The sequence below is a fragment of the Nocardia sp. NPDC046473 genome, from assembly GCF_040645995.1.
Lineage (GTDB): Bacteria > Actinomycetota > Actinomycetes > Mycobacteriales > Mycobacteriaceae > Nocardia.
The window spans coordinates 87,291-107,055 of record NZ_JBEYZJ010000016.1 but is presented as its reverse complement, the minus strand read 5'-3'; the positions used below and the strand labels follow the sequence as shown (position 1 = coordinate 107,055).

Here is a 19,765-nt window from a genome sequence, read left to right as displayed (position 1 = left end):
CCTGATCGAACCCCACTACAGCGATCATCATCGATCGTCCAGGTGGCCACAAACGATTTTCGGTTTCGACAGCGGTGAGTTACGGCCTGCGAACACCGCCAACAGTCAGGCCGGACAACACCTTTGGCGGCAGCTGCGAGGGCCGGCCAGTGCTAGGCGGGCACGTCGGACGGGTTGGTGACGAGTTCGCGCAGGTGGGCGGTGATCAGGTTGTTGACCTCGTCCGCACGTTCCAGCTGGACCAGGTGACCCGCGTCAGCGATCTTGGTTACTTCGCGCAGGTCGGGGACCGAGTTGCGCAGGGTTGTCAGTGGGTCGCGGCCGCTGAAGCCTTCCATGTCCGGGTCGTGGTCGCCGTACATGAAGTAGGCGGGAACGGTGACCGAGGCGTCGGCGTAGTCGCCGGTGAGTTCCCAGTTGCGGTCGAGGGCCCGGTACCAGTTCAGGCCGCCGGTGAAGCCGGTGCGTTCGAAATCCTGGGCCAGGGTGTCGAATTCGCTTCGGGAGAGCCAGCGCCACGGCAGGGCAGGCGCTTCCGGGAGGACATCGAGGTATCCGGTGCCCTCAGCGGGGAACTGCCAGGTGTCGAGGTAGTGGTAGTCGGCGCTGAGTGAGTAATACACCCGGGCCAGGAATTCCCTTGTGCGAGCAGCAAGTTCGGCGTCGGCCACACCAGGCGTCTGAAAGTAGTGCAGATGCAGGAAGTGTCGCGCAGCGGCCTTCGCCCAGAGCTGGGACGGCGAGCGGGGCGGTCGGGGCGCGAAGGGGTTGTTCAGGACGATGACGCCGCGCACTCGTTCCGGCGCGCGTAATGCCAACTCCCACACCAGGGCCGCGCCGAAATCCAAGCCGACGAACACCGCCTGTTCGGCTCCGATGTCATCGAGCAGGGCGAGCAGGTCACCGATCACCGCTTGATTGGTGTAGGACTCGACGTCGGTCGGCACATCGGTCTGCCCGTAACCGCGCAGGTCCGGCGCGATGGCGCGATATCCGGCGGCCGCGACCGACTCCAACTGGTTGTGCCAGATGAACCAGGTGTGCGGGAAACCATGGCAGAAGATCACCGGATACCCCTCGCCTTGCTCGGCGACGTGCATTCGGACGCCGTTGGTCGTCACGAACCGATGCGTCAACTCCACTGCGGCCTCCAAAACCTAGAACGTGTTCTCGTTTCACGGTAGTGTCCTGGAGTCGTGAGCGGAATACCTAACCCACTGACCGGCAAGATCGCGGTGGTCACCGGCGCGAGTCGCGGCATCGGCAAGGGCATCGCCTTGGAGCTCGGTGCGGCGGGTGCGACGGTGTATGTCACCGGGCGCTCGGACACGCCCGGACGACTGCCCGGCACGGTTGGCGAGACCGCTGCCGCGATCGATGCGGCGGGCGGCGTCGGCGTTCCGTTCGTCTGCGATCACCGCGACGACGAGGCGGTGCAGCGCCTGTTCCAGCAGATCCGCGCCGACCACGGATGCCTAGACGTACTGGTGAACAACGTCTACAACTCCCCCGCCGCGGCGCGCTGGCTCGGCAAACCGTTCTGGGAGGTCCCACCGAAAGCCTGGGACGAGACCTTCGACATCGGCGTCCGATCCCATTACGTGGCAAGCGTTTTCGCCGCACCGCTGCTGATCGAGTCGGACGGCTTGATCGTCAACATCTCCTCACCCGGCGCACAGCGCTACATGCACAACGCGGTCTACGGCGTCGCGAAGACCGCACTGGACCGCCTCACCGCAGACATGGCCCACAACCTCGCCGACACCAAAGTCACCGTGGTCTCGCTATGGCCAGGAATCGTTGACACCGAACTCCTGCAACTGGTTCCGGCCGACGCCCAGGGCCACCGCCTCGTCACCCTGCCGGGCGAAGGCACCTTCGACCTCGCCCAGGCGGAATCCCCCCACTTCCCCGGCCGCGCGGTCGTCGCCCTCGCAACCGCCCCTGACCGCCACTCCCGCACCGGATCCGCCTGCCGCGTAGCCGACCTCGCCGATACCTACGGCTTCACCGACCTAGACGGCCGCATCCCCCGCACCGACTAACCCCACCCCACCGCGTCCACACCACCAACGACAAGGAAGCCCCTCCCGCGCACAAGTCGTGCAGCCGCGCACGAAATTGCCAACAATACCGTGCGCGGCTGCACAGTTCACGCGCGGCGACCACCGCAGATCACTCGACGGCCCCACCGATGACGACTCGCGCTTATCCAAAGCGTTTGGGACGCAACCACAGGCAGATGACCACGCTGGAACCGTCACCACCCACCTCTCCTTCCTCCAAAGCGCTTGGAACGCAACCACAGCCAGATGACCACCTCGGGAACACGACATTGCGCACCTGACCGATAACTAAAGCCGGGTACGGCAGGCGACGCGCCCAGCACTGCTTCACAGGAAAACGTGGACAGGTCTTCAGCTTTCTCTGAACTGTCCACCTCTGGAGTCCTAAGCAGCACTTGCCCGGATAGGTCCACCTTCACGGGGTCTCTGGGTGTACTGGTTCGGGTTCGTGTGCTGAGAGATCCTCCGGTGGTGTGCTGTCTCAGAAGTTTTCGACTGGTTCATCGGATGACCGGAGCAGTGCTGGGCGCGTGAGGTGGGGTCCCCGACCTTAGTTATCGGTCAGGTGCGCGGTGTCACGTTGCGGAGGTGGTCACCTGGCTGTGGTGCTGTTCTCGAGCGCCTTCAAAGGCGGCAAATATGTCGTGTGGACGTTTCCGGGCCCGCCGGGGCTCCGATGCGCACTCCTTGTTCCGGCCGAGCACCCTTTCTTCAACCCTCACACCAGGTGTAGCGGGTGCTCGGGTCACAGAAACGATGTTCGGCTGACCGAGGGGGCGCGGGGTGCACGATCAACGACACCCGGGCTGGTGCTATCGGCGAAATCCGCACTCCCACTCGGGATCTGCACTCGGAACAGGGCCATAAAGCCAGTGCGGATCCCGAGAGAGAGAGAGAGAGAGCAGATCTCGCTGGCATGCGGTTTAGGCGATGCCGAGGAAGCGTTGACTGTGCAGGCGGGGTTGGTGTGCCATGCGAGGTGGACGTGGGGTGGCGGGGCGTCCGGGATGTCCAAGTAGACAACTCCGGGGTGGGGTGCGCGGGTGCGGGCTACGGCGGGGGCGCCACCGTAGCCCGGTTTGCCGCGACCAGTTCGATCCACTCCTCGAAGTTCTGGCAGGTGATGATCGGGCGGTTCGGGTCGCGATGATCCCCGGATTCGGCGTGGGTGGTGCCGGATACCGCGTTCACCACGAGCGGATAGCCGGCGAGATCGGCCCAGCGCAGATCGGTTGCGGTTGCGAGCGGCGAGTTTACGGCGACGGCGAGTATGCGCTGTTCGGTGGCGATCATTCGCGATTCGAGATGGCCGGGCAGCTGGGTCTCGCCGCGGTATATGGCGACATCGATGGACCTGGCCTCGAGCGCGGCCAGCGGATCGTCGATACGTCGTAGTGTGATGCGCCCGCCGAGTGCCTCGTAGCGGCGGCGGGTCGGGGCCAGCCAGGTGGCGGGCGGCAGCCAGGCGAAGCCCATCTCGATGGCGGCGCGGGATGGGAGCTGAGCGATGATCGTGTCGACGTCGGCAAGGATTCGCCTGGCATGCGCCAGTAGTTCGGCACCCTCCTCGGTCAGTTCGAAGCGCCGGGAGGTGCGTTCGATGAGCCGGCACTCGATGTGCCGCTCCAACTGCTGGATCGTCCTGGTCAGCACGGGTTGGCTCAGGTGGAGTCGGACGGCGGCCCGCGTGTAGTTCGCCTCCTCGCACAGTGCGACGTACGCACGGAGATGCCGTAGCTCGATGTTCGCCGATCCGCCTGCGCTCCGACCGCCCGCAGCAGACGAAATCGCCCCGTCCGGCAACGCGCGCTCGTCCATGCTTCCAGCGCATACATGGTGCGCAGAAAGCATTTCACAGACGAAAGACCAGAACGTACGGTCACTGTAGTGACCGCAACCCTCGCTCCCGCACCGCGCCACAGCCTCGCACCCGCCTTCGCCGCCGCCGCAGGATTGGCCGCCGCGATGGGTGTCGGCCGGTTCGTCTACACGCCGCTGCTGCCGATCATGGTGGACGCGCACCAGATCACCACCAATGACGGCGCGGTGATCGCGACCGCCAACTACGCCGGCTATCTACTCGGCGCCATCCTGCTCACCCGCTGGCCGGAACTGAACAGCCGCAACACCTTCCGCATCTCCGCCGCCCTGCTGATCATCAGCGAGCTGCTGATGGCCGTGCCCGCGCCGATGATTTTCCCTGCGGCACTGCGCCTTATCGCCGGCGTCACCAGCGCTGTCATCTTCGTCGCGTGCGCCGGGGTGGCCGCCAGACACGGCAGCAGTCGGGACGCGGCCGGAATCGCCATCAGCGGAGTCGGTTTCGGCATCGCGCTCACCGGGTTGCTGGTGCTGGCGGTGCGACCGTTCCTGGGTTGGCAGAGCATGTGGCTGGTCTCGGCCGCGCTGACCGTACTGTTGCTGCTGCCCGCGTTGCGGCTCGATATCCAGCCCGGTCGCCGCGCGGGCAAGGCCACCATCCGATCGAAGGGTGCGTGGCGGGCGCTGCTGGTGTCCTATTTCCTGGAGGGCCTCGGGTACATCGTGATCGGCACGTTCCTGGTGGCAGCGGTCAGCGATCAACGCGGACAAGTAGTCGGCGCGTGGATCTGGGTGGTGGTCGGCGCGGCCGCGGTGCCGGCCACCGTGCTGTGGGGCGTTGCCGCGCGTCGCTGGAGTCCGGCGGTCGCGATGCCGATCGCGCTACTGGCGCAGTGCGTTTCGGCGGTGCTGCCCGCCGTGTCGACCGCGGTGTGGCCTGCCCTGCTGTCGGCGGCGCTGTTCGGCGCGACCTTCGTCGGCATCGTCATGCTGGCGATTCGGATCGGCGGTGAACTGTCGGACGGCAACGCGGCGGCACCACTGACCGCCGTTTATGGTGCGGGGCAGATGCTCGGTCCGTTGGTGGTGGCGCCGGTGCTCGGCGACAGCTATCCGGCCGCGTTCGTCATCGCCGCCATTGTGCTGGCGGGCGCGACGATCGCGGCCGGTGTGGTGACGCGCCTGATCAGGCGAACTTGATCTCCAGGCCGATGCCGACGATGGCGATGAGCCAGACCAGGCCGGTGAAAACAGTGATTCGGTCGAGGTTTTTCTCCACAACGGTCGAGCCAGAGAGGCTGGACTGCACACCGCCGCCGAACAGGCTGGACAGACCTCCACCCTTGGCGCGGTGCAGCAGCACCAGCAGCACCAGCAGCACGCTGGCGATGATCAGGAGGATATCGAGGAACATCCGCATGCCGGACAGTGTATGCGGACGATCCGATCCCACCGAATCAGGCACTCGGCAAGGGCGATCCTAAGCAGGCAAGATCGCGACCAAGTGGGTGATCTGGTCGTCCCCAATGGTGAATTTGTACGCCTCCTGCTCGCGGATCTGATCCTGCGCGGTGAGCCTGACCTGGTGCTGATGCATGTGCTCGGCCCAGGAGCGGACCACGAACGCCTCGACGTAGCGATCCAGCACGCCGATGTCGCGATACAGCCGCCACTCCATCGCACCGGTGCGCTGCCTGGACCGGCCGACGAACACCATCGCGGACATGAACTCGTCCAGATTCTCCGGCGGCACGTCGTAGGTGCGCAGCACCATGACCGGTCCGTCGGCCGGATCGGGTTCGACGACGACCTGCGGTTCCGGCCAGAACGCCGCAGGCGTCTGATCCACGTTCTCCGCGTTGTGGCTGATCGGCAGCCACACCGTGCTCACCGCACAGAGCCCGAGCAGCACCGCCGCGGTCAGCAGCGCGAACACCGGCCCGGCCGCGCCGGCCACCACACCCCACACCAGCGAGCCGATCGCCTGCCCGCCCATGAACACCAGCAGATACACCGAGAGCCCGCGCGCACGCACCCACGCGGGCAGCAGCAACTGCATGGTCGAGTTCATCGTGGACATGGCGAGCAGCCAGGCGAAACCGGCGAAGACCAGCAGCACCAACACCAGCGGCACCACGTGCAGCACCGCGGTCCCCGCCGAGGCGATCCCGAACAGCACGGCGGCCGTGCTCAGCCGCTGCGTGGGCGTCATCAGGGTGCGCAGCCGCCCCAGGCCGATGGCGCCGAGCACCGCGCCGATGCCGAGCGCGGCCAGCATCAGCCCGTAGCCGGACGAACCGAGCCCGAGCTCGTCGCGCGCGATCACCGGCAGCAGCGCCCACACCGCGCTCGCCGGTGCGATGAACAGGATCGAGCGCAGCAGCACCCGCCGGATCGCGGGTGCCGCCTTGATGAACCGGGTCCCGGCCTGCAGCGCCGCCAACGGACGTTCGCTCGGCAGCTGTCGATCCGTCGCGGGCCTGCGCCACAGCGCGAGCACCGCGACGATGCCGCCGAACGACACCGCGTTGAGCACGAACACGAACGTCGGCCCGGACAGCGAGACCAGCACACCCGCGATCGCGGGTCCCACCGCGCGCCCGATATTGATGCTCATGCTGCCGAGCGCCGCCGCCGACGGAATCTGTTCGCGCGGCACCAGTTCCGGCTGAATCGCCTGCCAGGCGGGCCCGGTGAGAGCCTGCCCGCAGCCGATCAGGAACAGCAGAATGAGCAGCACCGACGGGGTGGTGTGCCCGGTCGCCGTCGATACCGCGAGCACCGCGGCCAGCACCGCCATCGTCGACTGGGCGCCCAGCAACAGCCTGCGCCGATCGACCAGGTCGGCGATCACGCCAGACGGAATGGCGAGCAGCATCACCGGCAGCGTGATCGCGGTCTGCACGAACGACACCAGCACGGCCGCATTCGGCTCGTCGACCAACACCCACTGCGCGCCGACCGTCTGCATCCAGGTACCGAGATTCGACACCAGCTGCGCGATCCACAACGCGCGGTACACCCTCGACCTCAACGGAGCCCAGGTCGAGACAGCGGTGTTAGGCGCGGTGATCACTCACCGAAGCTTAGCGATCCGAACGGCAGGGCCGCCGCGCCGGTAGCGACGGCACGCCGTCGCGGTTGGCCCACGCCTGGTCACCGTGCCGGGGACGATCCGCGGCCACCAGCGCGGCGGAATCCGGCAACTCAGCCGGGTGCGTGGCACGTAACGCACTGTTGAACCGCCGGTTCCGAGCCAGCCGATATCACGGTCCGCCGTTGCCCGCCGGACACCGACGCAGAAGCTGTGCACTGGTGTGCCAGCACCACCCGCGGCCACCTGACGTGGCCACAAAATCGCTGCTGCGGATATCGTCGATTCGCCTTACGGTGATCGACACCATGAGGGTCGGCATGATGCCGCGAGCTGATATCCGGTTCTGCATACGGCAGGCGTGAATCGGTTGCGGTTCAGTCCATCCGGTCCGTTGTGTCGCTGATACTCGGACGACTACTAGTGAGAACCAGTGCCACGGTGAGGAGGGCGGCACCGAGCATGCCGAGTGGAGTCAGTCGTTCGCCGAGGACGATGGCGGCGAGGATGGCGCCGGTGAGGGGTTCGAGTAGCGCGAGGATCGCGGCGGTGCCGGGCCCGGCGTCGGGTAGGCCGCGGAAGTACAGGGTGTAGGCGATTGCTGTCGGCACCAATCCGAGGGCCGCGAGCAGGGCGAGGCTGCCGGGGTTCGGCTCGAAGGTGATTCCGGTGGTGATCGCAAGGGGTGCGAGTAGCACTGCGCCGCCGGTGAATCCGAGGCCGGTCGTGGTCATCGGGTCGAGACCGGATACCGGCCGGGCGCTGATCACCGTGACAGTTGCGAACGCTGCTGCGGCCGCGACGGCGAGAGCAGCACCGGCAAGTAGTCCGGCGGATCCCACGTCTTCGGACGGCACGCCGACCAGCAGCGCCAAACCGGACAGGGCGAGCCCGATCGTCGCGGCCCGCCTGCGGTCCATGGCACGGCGGCCGGTGAGCTGTTCCAGCACTGCAACCACCACCGGCGACGCACCGATGGTGATCAGCGTGGCGACGCTGACCGACGATGCCGCTACTGCACCGAAGTAGCACGCTTGGAAGGTAGCGGCCAGAACAGCGACCGCGCCGATTCTGCGCCAGGCCAACAGATTTCGTGGCCACGGCCGCCGCGTTGCGGCAAGTAACGCGACAAGCAGCAACCCGCCGACGGCAAGTCGGCAGGTGGCCACCGCAATCGGTGACAACCCGGTGACACGCCCGAGCAGAGTGCCGAGCAATCCGCCGGTGCCCCAGAGCATTCCGGCACCGACAAGGTAGACCAGCCCGGAACGGCCGGTCGTGGACAGAGATATGGACATGAAGGTTTCGCGCTCCTGCGACAGAGAGGGATGGGTCGCGGAAGCGAGGTGCACAACGAATGCCGAACAGACGCACAAGCCCGTGCGGTCCGCCCTCAGACCGCGCGCCGCCGCAGCGAACGCGCAGGTATGAGGATCGGACGCAAACCCGGCACGGCCCGCCAAACCAGGCATCGCCGCAACGAACACGCAAGTACGCGAAACGAACGCCGACCGGCAGGCCCCGCAACCATGCGTCGCCGCAACGAATCCGCAGGCACGCGGAACGAACGCCGACCGGCAGCCCCCGCAAACCATGCGTCGCCGCAACTAATCCGCAAGTACGCGAAACGAACGCCGACCGGCAGCCCCCGCAAACCACGCGTCGCCGCAACTAATCCGCAAGTACGCGAAACGAACGCCGACCGGCGTGGCCCGCCGGACCGCGCACGCCACAGCGATTGCGCAGATACGTGGAAGAGCACCGCCGAACTCGGCATGCTCAGACCGCGAATCACGCAACGAACGCGCAATACGGGCGCCACCTGGCACGGTCGGTCAGACCGCGCATGGCTGGGCTAATGCGGAAGTACGCCTACACCTCGCTCAGGAGGCAGGCGGCGGGGTGATCGGAAAACATCGGTGCACGCGGCCGATCCTAACGCGTGGCGCCACGGCTTGTCGCATGCATTACCGCGAGCGCGCGTAGCGCCGGATCTTCCCCAGTCCTGCCCGCGTTCTCGGCATGCGCACACGACAGCCACGACGACTTGACGTACGAGGTGTCCTCTTTACGTAGGTTGCAGCGTGCGTCAAGAGGATGCAACGTTCGCCAAGTGACACCGCACTGACTCGCTCGACTCGGGGCCAGAGACTGCACGGCGTCCGGCTATTGCCGCTCCGGTGCGCGGAGCGACGGATCTGCCGCGATCCTGGCTGCGGTCTGGGCGTCCGGTGGGTAGGGGCGTGCTCGCACGGTCCACTCGGGGCGCAGCTCGGGGATTGTCACCTGCTGTTCGTCCCAGTCGGAATGCAGCCGACCGGTCCAGTCCATCTCGGCCATGCCGTAGGGGTCGCCGAGGGTGTCGGCGAGGTGGTCGTTCCATGCCGAGTACGACGTGGTCAGCGTGTATGCCTCCGGCACACGAAGTTTCAGCAACCACCTACCGTGCGCCCATTCATGGTCGCCGAGAAGCGCATTCGCGGTACGCCGCACGGAAGCACCGCGAAGTCCGCGGCCCGGCCAGCACCATACCGGCGGCGCGTCTCCGCAATCGATACCGCGCCTTGCCATTTCGGCGGTCATCACCCGAAACGCAGGCCGAAGATTCGACGAAACGAGATCCCAGCTCGCGCGGTAGCGACCGCCGGCCCGCAACGCGGCGACCACCTCGGGCGCCTGCAGCGTCCACAACCTCACCTGCTCGACCTATTCGTCGACCGAATCGGCGTAAACCCGCATCATGTCCGCGACCAGCGTCAGCACGGCGTCATCGAGTTCGGGGCGCTGGTACACCCCGCGAACAACCGCCTGTCCCGAAAACACATGCAGCGCCATGAAGAACAGCGGTTCGCGCAACCGCTGCGGATACTGATCCAACACTCCGGTGCGGTCGACCGCGGCGACGATCTCGTCGTAATAGTTCTCGACCGTCGGCGCGATCCGGACCCGCAGTTCGGCGTCCGAGCGAGCCGCGAGGTAGATCTCGCGCAGCGCGTGCGTGACGCTGTCGGACTGAGCCTCCTGCAGGAAGCGCAACGCGGTGTCGAGCGGATTCGCGTGTTCACCGAGGTGTTCCATCACCACGGTGAACGCGGCGAGCTGCCGCGTGACGATCTCCTCGGCGGTCCGCACGATCAGGTCGAGCCTGCTGTCGAACTGCCGGAACATCGCCCCGACGGACAGGCCGGCCCGACCACAGATCTCCTGCACGGTCGTGCGCTGATAACCGACCTCGCCGATAGCGGCGACCGTCGCATCGATCAACTTGGCGACGGTGGCGGCGCGGCGTTCCTGCTGCGTCCGGCGTGGACGCGGTGTTTCGGCGCTCCCGGTCATGACTGCCCATCCTGCCTGGTCCCGCTCGAACCGGCCGTCATCGGGTCAGCGTGATCGTTGACACAGCGACAGCGTGGACCCTACAGTCGACCGCCAGTTAGGAAATAATTGCTCTCTTTTCTCTCGAGAGCTGGCTCACAACGTTGCGTAGAGGTCGAGGAGTTCCGAATGAAGAAGGGCACTGCCGCGGGCACCAAACGGATGCTCGCGCAAACTTGCCTAGCTCTGACCGCAGGGTTGACCGTCGCGGTATGTCCGGTGCTGATCGGCCCGGCGCACGCGGATCCGGTGCCGGTGGCACCGCCGCTGCCGTTCCCGCTACCGCCCGCGCCGCCGTTTCTTGATCAAGGTTTCTACAACCCCGATCCGGCCGAGGTCGCTGCCGCACAACCCGGGGAGATCCTGGCGGCCCGACAGGTCAATCTCGCGAACTTCTTCCTGATCCCACTGAACGTGCGAGCCTGGCAGTTGTCCTATCGCAGCAGCAACACCCGCGGCGAGCCGATCCCCGCGGTGGCCACCGTGATCGTGCCGTACCGGCCGTTCCCCACGCCGGACCGGAGCCTGGTCGCCTTCCAGTTCGCCGAGGACTCGCTCTCGCAGAACTGCGCGGCATCGTATGTGCTGCAGATGGGTTCGCTGCCCAACCCGACCAACCCGGTGATCTCCGCGGAATTCATCGAGGTGCAGGCCATGCTGCAACTCGGCCATGCCGTCGTGGTGCCGGACCATCAGGGACCGAACGCGGCGTACGCGGCCGGACCGCTCGGCGGCCGGATCACCCTGGACGGGATCAGGGCCGTCGAGAACTTCGAACCGGCCGGACTGCCCGGCACCGCGACCCGGACCGCGCTGTGGGGCTACTCGGGCGGCGCCATTCCGACCGCACACGCCGCCGAACTGCAGGCCGAGTACGCGCCGGAGCTGAACCTGGTCGGCTCCGCGGTGGGCGGCCTGATGGCGGATATCGGCATGGCCATCGACTACAACAACGCCACGTCGACCTTCGGCGGCGCGGTGCTCGGTGGATTGTTCGGTGTAGCAAACGAATACCCCGAGCTCAACCAGTTCATCGAGCGGTACATGAACCCGCTCGGCAAGGGGCTCCGAGTGGTCCATCAGGGACAGTGTGTCGCCCTGCAGTTCGCGGCGTTCCCGTTCGTGAACATCAAGGGCCTGTTCGATTATCCCGGCGACCCGATGCGCGCACCCGAATTGCAGCCCATGCTCCGGGAATTGAGCCTCGGGCACCGCGGCACGCCCCAGTTCCCGCTGTACATCTACGAGGCGCCGCTGGACGAGGCGATGCCGGTGAACGCGGTCAACAAGCTCTATGACACCTACTGCAAGGATCCGAACGCGACCGTCGCCTACACCCGCGAGCTGATCAGTGAGCACGGCATCGCCGCGGTATCCGGGGCAGGCTCGGCCGCGATGTGGCTGAACGATCGGCTCAACGGCGTGCCCGCCGCGCCGGGCTGCAGCAATCGCGACGTGCCGTTGCAGATCCTCGATCCCGGCGCGTTCGCCACGTTCGCCAACGCCGTCGGCCAGACCCTCGCCTCCGCCCTCGGCATGCCGGTCTGACCTGCCGGAGACCGGGCCGGACCGCACGCCATCGGTAGCATCGCCGTCATGTCGGCTACTTTCGTGCGGTTCGGCTCGGTCGCCCTGTTGGGTCTCCTCGCGGTCACTGCCTGCTCCAGCGGCGACACGAACACGAACACGACCGCGCCGGGCTTGGCGGGCCGCACCTTCCTCTCCACCGCGGTCGACGGCGCGCCGATTCCCGGCGGCGGCCCACTGACCCTTTCCTTCAAAGACGACCGGATCGCCGCCGACGCGGGCTGCAATTCGTTCTCGGGCGCGGTCGCACTGGACAACAACAAGCTGCACGTGACCGGCCTGGCCGGCACTCTCATGGCCTGCGCGGGCGACCACGCGGGTGCCGACGAATGGCTCAACGGGCTGCTGACTTCCGATCCCACCTGGCAGCTCGACGACACCAAGCTGACCTTGAAGAACGACAAATTGACGGTGACCATGCAGGACAAGAAGGTGGCCAACCCCGACCGCCCGATCAAGGGCCGCACCTGGATCGTCACCGCCCTCATCACCCCCGACGCCCAAATCCGTTCCCAGACAATCGATGAGGTGAAACCAACCCTCACCATCGCCGACGACGGCGCCGTCTCCGGCACCGCGGGCTGCAACCGAATGACCGGCCACGCAACAGGCCCCGACATCGACCTCACCTTCCAGATAGCCACCACCAAGATGCTGTGCTCCCCCGAGGTAATGGAGGTCGAGCAAGCAGTCCTGAAAGCCTTGGACGGCAAGACAACCGCCACAGTAGACGCCGACACCCTCACCCTCCGCAACCTCAACGGCAACGGCCTCACCCTGCGCGCCGAGTAATCAGCGCACGACGAACCCGTCCTCCAGATAGGCCGTAATGCCCTCGGCCCGAGCGCGGTTCGCTGCCGCCACCCGCTTGTCCAGCACCGCAGGCAGCAGCGCCGCGGCCGCGGCTGCGTCACACCAGGCCCAGCTCCGAAGCTCTTGCGCGGGAAGCGCTATCGCCTCGGCCTGTTCGGCGCTCAGCACGCCGCCGTCGAAGACCAGCATCACCCCATCGGTCGGATAGCGGCCCGACGGAACCCAATCCAGCACCAGCAGCCGCCCGATGGACACCGTCAAACCCAACTCCTCGCCGACCTCTCGGACGACTGCGGCGTATGGCGATTCATCGGCTTCCACAACGCCGCCCGGCAGCTCCCAATGGTCCTTATAGGTCGGCTCGACCAGCAACACGTGTTCCGCCGCATCGACGAACAGCGCACCGGCCGCCATCGGCTTACGCGGCAGTGCCGCAAGGTATTCGGCTCGCTCGGTCGGCATGGGCCACAGCGTATCCGCCCCGTGACACAGCAGAGCCGGGCAGCGCTGGTGCGGTGCCCGGCTCTGGTGGGTGAAAACTGTTACGGCAGTGGGCCGCCTGCGGCGATCGCGGACAGGGTGGCGAACTCGTCACCCTTGAGCGAGGCACCGCCGACCAGTGCGCCGTCGATGTCGGTTTGGCCGACGAGCTCGCCGACGTTCTTGGCGTTGACCGAGCCGCCGTACAGCACGCGGACACCCGCGGCGATCTCCGGGGAGGCCAGCTCGGCCAGTTCCGCACGGATCGCGCCGCAGACTTCCTGCGCGTCGGCGGGGGTGGCGACCTTGCCGGTGCCGATGGCCCAGACCGGCTCGTAGGCGATGACGACCTTCGAGATCTCCTCCGCCGTCAGGCCTTTCAGCGAACCACGCAGCTGCTCGAGGTTGTACTCGACATGCGTCTTCGCCTCGCGGACGTTCAGGCCCTCACCGATGCAGACGATCGGCGTGATCCCGTACTTCAGCGCCTGCTTCGCCTTGGCGAGCACGGTGGCGTCGTCCTCGTGGTGGTACTGCCGCCGCTCGGAATGGCCGACCGCCACGAAGGTGCAGCCGAGCTTGGCCAGCATGGCACCGCTGATCTCACCGGTGTAGGCACCTGAGTCGTGCGCCGAAATATCTTGCGCCCCATAGGTGAGCAGCAGCTTGTCGCCCTCCACCAGCGTCTGCACGCTGCGCAGGTCGGTGAACGGCGGCAGCACCGAGACATCGACCTTGGCGAAGTACTTCTCCGGCAACGCGAACGCGATCTTCTGCACCAGCGCGATCGCCTCGAGGTGGTTGAGGTTGAGCTTCCAGTTGCCCGCGATGAGCGGCTTCCTGGCCAGAGACTTTGTCACAGTCGTAGCACTCCTCAATCTTCCAGCACTGCGATGCCCGGAAGTTCCTTGCCCTCCAGGTATTCCAGCGACGCGCCGCCGCCGGTGGAGATGTGCGAGAAACCGTCGTCGGGCAGCCCGAGCGCACGCACGGCCGCGGCGGAGTCGCCACCGCCGACGACGGTGAACGCGCCCTTACCGGTCGCGGTGACGATGGCCTCGGCCACGCCCTTGGTACCGGCCGCGAAGCTCTCGAACTCGAACACGCCCATCGGGCCGTTCCAGAACACCGTCTTCGCCTCGGTCAGCAGCGCGGCGAACCGACTGGTCGACTCGGGGCCGATGTCCAGACCCATCCAGCCGTCCGGAATCTCATGCGCCGGAACGACCTTCGAGTCCGCGTCGGCCGCGAACTTGTTCGCCACCACGATGTCGCGCGGCAGGTGGATGACGTCGGCGTACCGGTCGAGCAGGTCCTTGCAGGTGTCGATCATCTCTTCCTGCAGCAGCGAGGTGCCCACCGAAAGACCCTGTGCGGCAAGGAAGGTGAAGCACATGCCGCCGCCGATGACCAGCGTGTCCACCTTCGGCGCGAGCGCCTCGATGACCGCGAGCTTGTCGGAGACCTTGGACCCGCCGAGCACGACCGCGTACGGCCGCTCGGTGTCCGTGGTCAGCTTGGCGAGCACCTCGACCTCGGCGGCGACCAGCTTGCCCGCGTAATGCGGCAGCAGCTTGGCCACGTCGTACACCGACGCCTGCTTGCGGTGCACCACACCGAAACCGTCGGACACGAACGCACCGTCGTCACCGACCAGCTCGACCAGCGCGGCCGCGAGCTTGCCCCGCTCCGCGTCGTCCTTGCTGGTTTCACGCGGGTCGAAGCGGATGTTCTCCAGCAGGAGCACATCGCCGTCGGTCAGCCCCTCGGAGCGCGCGAGCGCGTCCCCGCCGACCACGTCACCGGCGAGCTGGACATTGCGGCCCAGTTCCTCGGCGAGCTTCGCGGCCACCGGAGCCAGCGAAAGCTTCGGATCCCGCTCGCCTTTCGGCCGACCGAGGTGCGCGGTGACGACCACCTTGGCGCCGGCCTCGACCAGCGCCTTCAGCGTGGGCACCGACGCGATGATCCGACCGGGATCGGTGATCTGGCCGCTGTCGTCGAGGGGGACGTTCAGGTCGGAGCGCACCAGCACGCCCCGACCTTCGACACCCTCGTTGAGCAGGTCGTCGAGAGTTTTGACTGTCATGGCCTCAGAGCGACTTGCCGACGAGGCCGATGAGGTCGGCGAGACGGTTCGAGTAGCCCCACTCGTTGTCGTACCAGCCGACGACCTTCACCTGATCGTCGATGACCTTGGTCAGCGGCGCGTCGTAGATGCAGGAGTGCGGGTCGGTGACGATGTCGCTCGACACGATCGGGTCCACGTTGTACTTGAGGTAGCCCTTGAGCGCGCCCGCGGCGGCGGCCTGGTACGCGGCGTTGATCTCCTCGATCGAGGCCGACTTGCCCAGCTTGACCGTGAGGTCGGTGACCGAGCCCGTCGGGACCGGCACGCGCAGCGCGTAGCCGTCCAGCTTGCCCTGCAGCTCGGGGAGCACCAGGCCGATGGCCTTCGCGGCGCCGGTGCCGGTGGGCACGATGTTCAGCGCGGCGGCGCGGGCGCGACGCAGGTCGGCGTGCGGCGCGTCCTGCAGGTTCTGGTCCTGCGTGTATGCGTGGATGGTGGTCATCAGGCCACGCTCGATGCCGAAGGCATCGTGCAGCACCTTGGCCAGCGGGCCGAGGCAGTTGGTGGTGCACGAGGCGTTGGAGATGATGTTCTGGCTGCCGTCGTACTTGTCGTCGTTGACGCCCATGACCACGGTCAGGTCCTCACCCTTGGCGGGTGCGGAGATGATGACCTTCTTGGCGCCGGACGCGAGGTGGCCCTTGGCCTTCGTCGCGTCGGTGAAGATGCCGGTCGACTCCACGACCACGTCGACACCCAGGTCGCCCCACGGCAGTGCCGACGGGCCCTCCTTGATGGCCAGCGCCTTGAGCCGCTGGTCACCGACCACGATGGTGTCGTCGCCGTCGAGCGAGACGTCCTGCGGCAAGCGGCCGAGGATCGAGTCGTACTTGAGCAGGGTCGCGAGGGTCGCGTTGTCGGTGAGGTCGTTGACCGCGACGATCTCGATGTCGGTGGTGCCCAGCGCCTTCTGCGCCTCCACCGCCCGGAAGAAGTTACGTCCGATACGACCGAAGCCGTTGATGCCTACCCGGACAGTCACGTTATCGCTCCTCAGCTTTCAAGCGGATCATTCCGATGTCTTGTAACAGTAGTGCCCGCCTGTTACCGCACTGACATGCACCTGGACACACCACCACGGTAACCAGCGAAATCAATCACCGACCGGTCTGTTTCCTCACAGTACGGTCCGCCTACCTGCGACGCAGCACTGTCAATCACCCTGGCATTCCAATGCGGCACTCCCCCGGTGGTGACATACGTCCCCTTTGCCCGCATCCGCACCACCCGCGAGAATCCGCACTGGCTCTCGGGATCGGCACTCGAAATAGGGCTCTGAAGCCAGTGCGGATCCCGAGAGTCGGTGCGGGATCTGGAGCGCTCTCAGCGCGAAACCCGAACAGACCTCCGGCCGGGTGCCCATGAAGGCAACCGGCCGGGTGACGACTTGGTCAGGCTTCGTCGAGCAGTTCCGCGGTGACGGCCGACTCGGTATCGGGGATACCGAGCTCCTTGGCGCGGCGGTCCGCCATCGACAACAGGCGCCGAATCCGGCCCGCCACAGCGTCTTTCGTCATCGGCGGGTCGGCGAGCTGGCCGAGTTCCTCCAGTGACGCCTGACGATGCTGCACGCGCAGCTTGCCCGCGGCGGCGAGATGGTCGGGCACGTCGTCACTGAGGATCTCCAGCGCGCGCTCCACCCTGGCGGCCGCGGCGACCGCGGCCCTGGCCGAACGGCGCAGGTTGGCGTCGTCGAAGTTGGCCAGCCGGTTGGCGGTAGCCCGCACCTCGCGGCGCAGCCTGCGCTCCTCCCAGACGATCCGGGTGCCGTGCGCCCCCATCCTGGTGAGCAGCGCGCCGATCGCCTCGCCGTCGCGCACCACGACCCGGTCGGTGCCGCGCACCTCCCGCGCCTTCGCGGTGATGCCCAGCCTGCGGGCCGCACCGACGAGCGCGAGCGCCGCCTCCGGACCCGGGCAGCTGACCTCCAGCGCGGAGGAGCGACCGGGCTCGGTGAGCGAGCCGTGCGCGAGAAACGCTCCGCGCCAAGCGGCTTCGGCGTCCGCGATGCTGCCGCCGACCACCTGGGCCGGCAGCCCGCGCACCGGGCGACCGCGCACATCGAGCAGCCCGGTCTGCCGGGCCAGCGCCTCGCCCTCCTTGGACACCCGCACCACGTAGCGGGAGGTCTTACGCAGACCACCCGCGCCGAGCACGTGCACGTCGGAGCCGTAGCCGTATAGCTCGAAGATCTCCCGGCGCAGCCTGCGTGCGATGGAACCCATGTCCACCTCGGCTTCGACGATCACCCGGCCACCGACGATGTGCAGGCCGCCCGCAAAGCGCAGCAGCGCGGACAGTTCCGCCTTGCGGGAACTGACTTGCGACACCGTGAGCCTGCTCAGCTCGTCTTTCACATCGGCTGTCATCGCCACGAGACGCGCTCCTTTCCACCCAACCCGGAACGCACATCCTGACCCATGTGCCGTCCCTCGACTCGAAGCCCTGCCATTTGCGGCCGAGGTTGCCGGATCAGTTGATCCAGTGCGGCGGCAAGCTTTCCGGGGTGATGCCGGTCCGTCCCCGCCTCGGCGACATCGGAGAAGGTTACCCGTGCGCGCAACTGTTCGGCAGCTCTCGCCACATGTTCTCTTTCGCGACCCTCGGGCACCGAGCCCGAATCGACCAAGACTTCGTCGACCACGAATTCCGGTGCGTGCTGGGACAATACATGCAGGTGCCGTTCGGCGGAGAAACCCGCCGTTTCGCCGGGCTCGGCGGCGAGGTTCAGCACGAGAACTTTTCTGGCTCGGGTGTACACCAGCGCCTCTCGTAGTTCGGGGACGAGCACATGGGGGATGACGCTGGTGAACCAGGATCCTGGTCCGAGAACGACCACATCGGCGTGTTCGATGGCCGAGGTGGCTTCCTGACTGGCCGGCGGGTCCGACGGGATCAACCGCACCCGCCGCACCTTGCCGGGGGTGGTCGCGATGGCGACCTGACCACGAATGCAACGGCTGACGCGCGGATCCGCTTCCAGCCCAGCCACATCCGCTTCGATGTCGAGCGCGATGGGCGACATGGGCAGCACCCGTCCGGTGATGCGCAACATCTTCGCGAGCTCATCCAACGCGGCGACCGGGTCGCCGAGCACCTCGGCCAGGCCCGCGAGAATGAGGTTGCCGACCGAGTGACCGGCCAGCGCGCCGGTGCCGCCGAAGCGATGTTGCACGGTCTGCGTCCAGATGCCGTCGGATTCCTCGGCCAGCGCGGCCAGCGCCATCCGCAGGTCACCGGGCGGCAGCACGCCTAGTTCGGCGCGTAGGCGACCGGACGAGCCGCCGTCGTCCGCGACGGTGACGACCGCACAGATCTTTCTGGTCAACCGCCGGATGGCGGTCAACGTCGCGTAGAGGCCGTGCCCGCCACCCAGCGCGACAATGCTGGGATCCGATTCCCAACCCGTCATTCTCGCCCCAGATCCCGATGCACGACCCGCACCACGTCGGCGGATCCCTCGGGCACGTCGGCGCCCTCGCTCATCAGTTCGCCAAGAGCCTCGGCGATCGCCACGCTGCGGTGCTTGCCTCCGGTGCAGCCCACTGCCACCGTCATGTATCGCTTCCCCTCTTGGCGGTAACCGTTCATCGTCAGGTCGACCAGGTGGTGGCAGGTACGCAGGTAATCATCGGCGCCGGGGCGCGACAGCACGTACTCGCTCACCACTGATTCCTGACCAGTGTGTTCCCGCAATTCCGGTATCCAATGTGGATTAGGTAGAAAACGCACATCCAACACCATGTCGGCGTCCAGTGGAACCCCACGCTTGAAGCCGAAGGATTGCACGGTCAGCTGCAACGCGCTCGGCGCGCCGCCGCCGAAGGCCTCCTCCAGCTTGCGGTGCAGCTGGTGGATGGACAGTTCGGTGGTGTCGATGACCAGGTCCGCCGCGGTTTTCACGGCCGAGAGCCGGATCCGTTCCGCGGCGATGCCCGCCGAGAGTGTGCCATCTTTGCTCTCGCCCTGCAGCGGGTGCCTGCGGCGGGCGAAGCCGAAGCGCCGGATCAGCACGTCATCGGAGGCTTCGAGGAACAGCACCCTGGTCCCGATGCCGAGCTTGCGCAATTGATCGGTCACCACGGAGAGGTCGCCGGTGAAAAACCTGCTGCGCACGTCCATCACCAGGGCGAGGCTGCGGATCGGCGGCTCGGCGGACGCACCGAGTTCGACCATCCGGCCGATCAGCTCCGGCGGCAGATTGTCCGCCACGTACCAGCCGAGATCCTCCAGCACGCGGGCGGCGGTACCGCGGCCCGCGCCGGATAGCCCGGTCACGATGACGACCTCGACCTGCGGGTTCGCCGCTGCGACAGCGCTCGAGGGGCTGGTCCGCCCCTCGGTCTGTCGCGGATTTCCCGCAGTGTTGTTCGATTCGACGCGTGTCATGTCCTACCG

18 protein-coding genes are annotated in these 19,765 nt (G+C 66.9%); 4 read left to right on the top strand and 14 right to left on the bottom strand.

Annotated features, from left to right (window positions below):
* Positions 1-152: 152 nt before the first annotated feature.
* Entirely contained in the window at positions 153-1,142 is a 990-nt protein-coding gene (locus tag ABZ942_RS42995; RefSeq protein WP_357392038.1) for an alpha/beta hydrolase, read from the bottom strand.
* A gap of 54 nt (positions 1,143-1,196) precedes the next feature.
* On the opposite strand from ABZ942_RS42995, the gene ABZ942_RS42990 reads away from it, so the two are divergent.
* Positions 1,197-2,045, top strand: a complete 849-nt coding sequence (locus tag ABZ942_RS42990; RefSeq protein ID WP_357392037.1) for an SDR family NAD(P)-dependent oxidoreductase — start codon at positions 1,197-1,199, stop codon at positions 2,043-2,045.
* A gap of 1,071 nt (positions 2,046-3,116) precedes the next feature.
* On the opposite strand, the gene ABZ942_RS42985 is transcribed toward ABZ942_RS42990, so the two are convergent.
* A complete protein-coding gene (locus ABZ942_RS42985) occupies positions 3,117-3,884 on the bottom strand; it encodes a LysR family transcriptional regulator (protein ID WP_357392036.1) in 768 nt (255 codons plus the stop codon).
* A 69-nt stretch (positions 3,885-3,953) separates the two neighbouring features.
* Between ABZ942_RS42985 and ABZ942_RS42980 the strand changes: the two genes are divergently transcribed.
* Positions 3,954-5,087, top strand: coding sequence for a YbfB/YjiJ family MFS transporter (locus ABZ942_RS42980; protein ID WP_357392035.1), 1,134 nt, complete (start codon positions 3,954-3,956; stop codon positions 5,085-5,087).
* On the opposite strand, the gene secG is transcribed toward ABZ942_RS42980, so the two are convergent.
* The 5 genes from secG to ABZ942_RS42955 all read right to left on the bottom strand — a co-directional run bounded on the left by secG (position 5,074) and on the right by ABZ942_RS42955 (position 10,317).
* On the bottom strand, positions 5,074-5,307 hold the full coding sequence (gene secG, locus ABZ942_RS42975; protein WP_357392034.1) for a preprotein translocase subunit SecG: 234 nt from the start codon (positions 5,305-5,307) through the stop codon (positions 5,074-5,076). The genes ABZ942_RS42980 and secG overlap by 14 nt on opposite strands.
* 60 nt (positions 5,308-5,367) lie before the next feature.
* A complete protein-coding gene (locus ABZ942_RS42970; protein ID WP_357392071.1) occupies positions 5,368-6,960 on the bottom strand; it encodes an MFS transporter in 1,593 nt (530 codons plus the stop codon).
* Positions 6,961-7,358: 398 nt separating this feature from the next.
* The gene (locus tag ABZ942_RS42965; protein WP_357392033.1) at positions 7,359-8,279 is read right to left on the bottom strand and encodes a DMT family transporter; all 921 of its coding nucleotides are present in this window, start codon (positions 8,277-8,279) and stop codon (positions 7,359-7,361) included.
* A gap of 868 nt (positions 8,280-9,147) precedes the next feature.
* On the bottom strand, positions 9,148-9,678 hold the full coding sequence (locus tag ABZ942_RS42960; RefSeq protein ID WP_357392032.1) for a hypothetical protein: 531 nt from the start codon (positions 9,676-9,678) through the stop codon (positions 9,148-9,150).
* Positions 9,679-9,687: 9 nt separating this feature from the next.
* Complete coding sequence (locus tag ABZ942_RS42955) at positions 9,688-10,317, bottom strand: TetR/AcrR family transcriptional regulator (RefSeq protein WP_357392031.1); 630 nt, start codon at positions 10,315-10,317, stop codon at positions 9,688-9,690.
* Between the two features lie 168 nt (positions 10,318-10,485).
* On the opposite strand from ABZ942_RS42955, the gene ABZ942_RS42950 reads away from it, so the two are divergent.
* Positions 10,486-11,904, top strand: a complete 1,419-nt coding sequence (locus ABZ942_RS42950; RefSeq protein ID WP_357392030.1) for a lipase family protein — start codon at positions 10,486-10,488, stop codon at positions 11,902-11,904.
* 48 nt (positions 11,905-11,952) lie between these two features.
* Positions 11,953-12,735, top strand: a complete 783-nt coding sequence (locus ABZ942_RS42945) for an META domain-containing protein (protein ID WP_357392029.1) — start codon at positions 11,953-11,955, stop codon at positions 12,733-12,735.
* On the opposite strand, the gene ABZ942_RS42940 is transcribed toward ABZ942_RS42945, so the two are convergent.
* The 7 genes from ABZ942_RS42940 to rapZ all read right to left on the bottom strand — a co-directional run bounded on the left by ABZ942_RS42940 (position 12,736) and on the right by rapZ (position 19,756).
* Positions 12,736-13,218: an NUDIX hydrolase gene (locus tag ABZ942_RS42940; RefSeq protein ID WP_357392028.1), complete on the bottom strand. Its 483-nt coding sequence runs from the start codon at positions 13,216-13,218 to the stop codon at positions 12,736-12,738.
* Positions 13,219-13,298: 80 nt separating this feature from the next.
* Positions 13,299-14,084, bottom strand: a complete 786-nt coding sequence (tpiA, locus tag ABZ942_RS42935; protein WP_357392070.1) for a triose-phosphate isomerase — start codon at positions 14,082-14,084, stop codon at positions 13,299-13,301.
* 26 nt (positions 14,085-14,110) lie between these two features.
* On the bottom strand, positions 14,111-15,325 hold the full coding sequence (locus ABZ942_RS42930; protein WP_357392027.1) for a phosphoglycerate kinase: 1,215 nt from the start codon (positions 15,323-15,325) through the stop codon (positions 14,111-14,113).
* Between the two features lie 4 nt (positions 15,326-15,329).
* Complete coding sequence (gene gap, locus ABZ942_RS42925) at positions 15,330-16,349, bottom strand: type I glyceraldehyde-3-phosphate dehydrogenase (RefSeq protein WP_357392026.1); 1,020 nt, start codon at positions 16,347-16,349, stop codon at positions 15,330-15,332.
* Between the two features lie 409 nt (positions 16,350-16,758).
* Entirely contained in the window at positions 16,759-17,742 is a 984-nt protein-coding gene (gene whiA, locus ABZ942_RS42920) for a DNA-binding protein WhiA (RefSeq protein WP_040736336.1), read from the bottom strand.
* Positions 17,733-18,779: a uridine diphosphate-N-acetylglucosamine-binding protein YvcK gene (yvcK, locus tag ABZ942_RS42915; protein ID WP_357392025.1), complete on the bottom strand. Its 1,047-nt coding sequence runs from the start codon at positions 18,777-18,779 to the stop codon at positions 17,733-17,735. Before yvcK ends, whiA begins: the two co-directional genes overlap by 10 nt.
* Positions 18,776-19,756, bottom strand: coding sequence for an RNase adapter RapZ (gene rapZ / locus ABZ942_RS42910; RefSeq protein ID WP_357392024.1), 981 nt, complete (start codon positions 19,754-19,756; stop codon positions 18,776-18,778). The genes yvcK and rapZ overlap by 4 nt, the downstream gene beginning before the upstream one ends.
* Positions 19,757-19,765 lie beyond the last annotated feature (9 nt).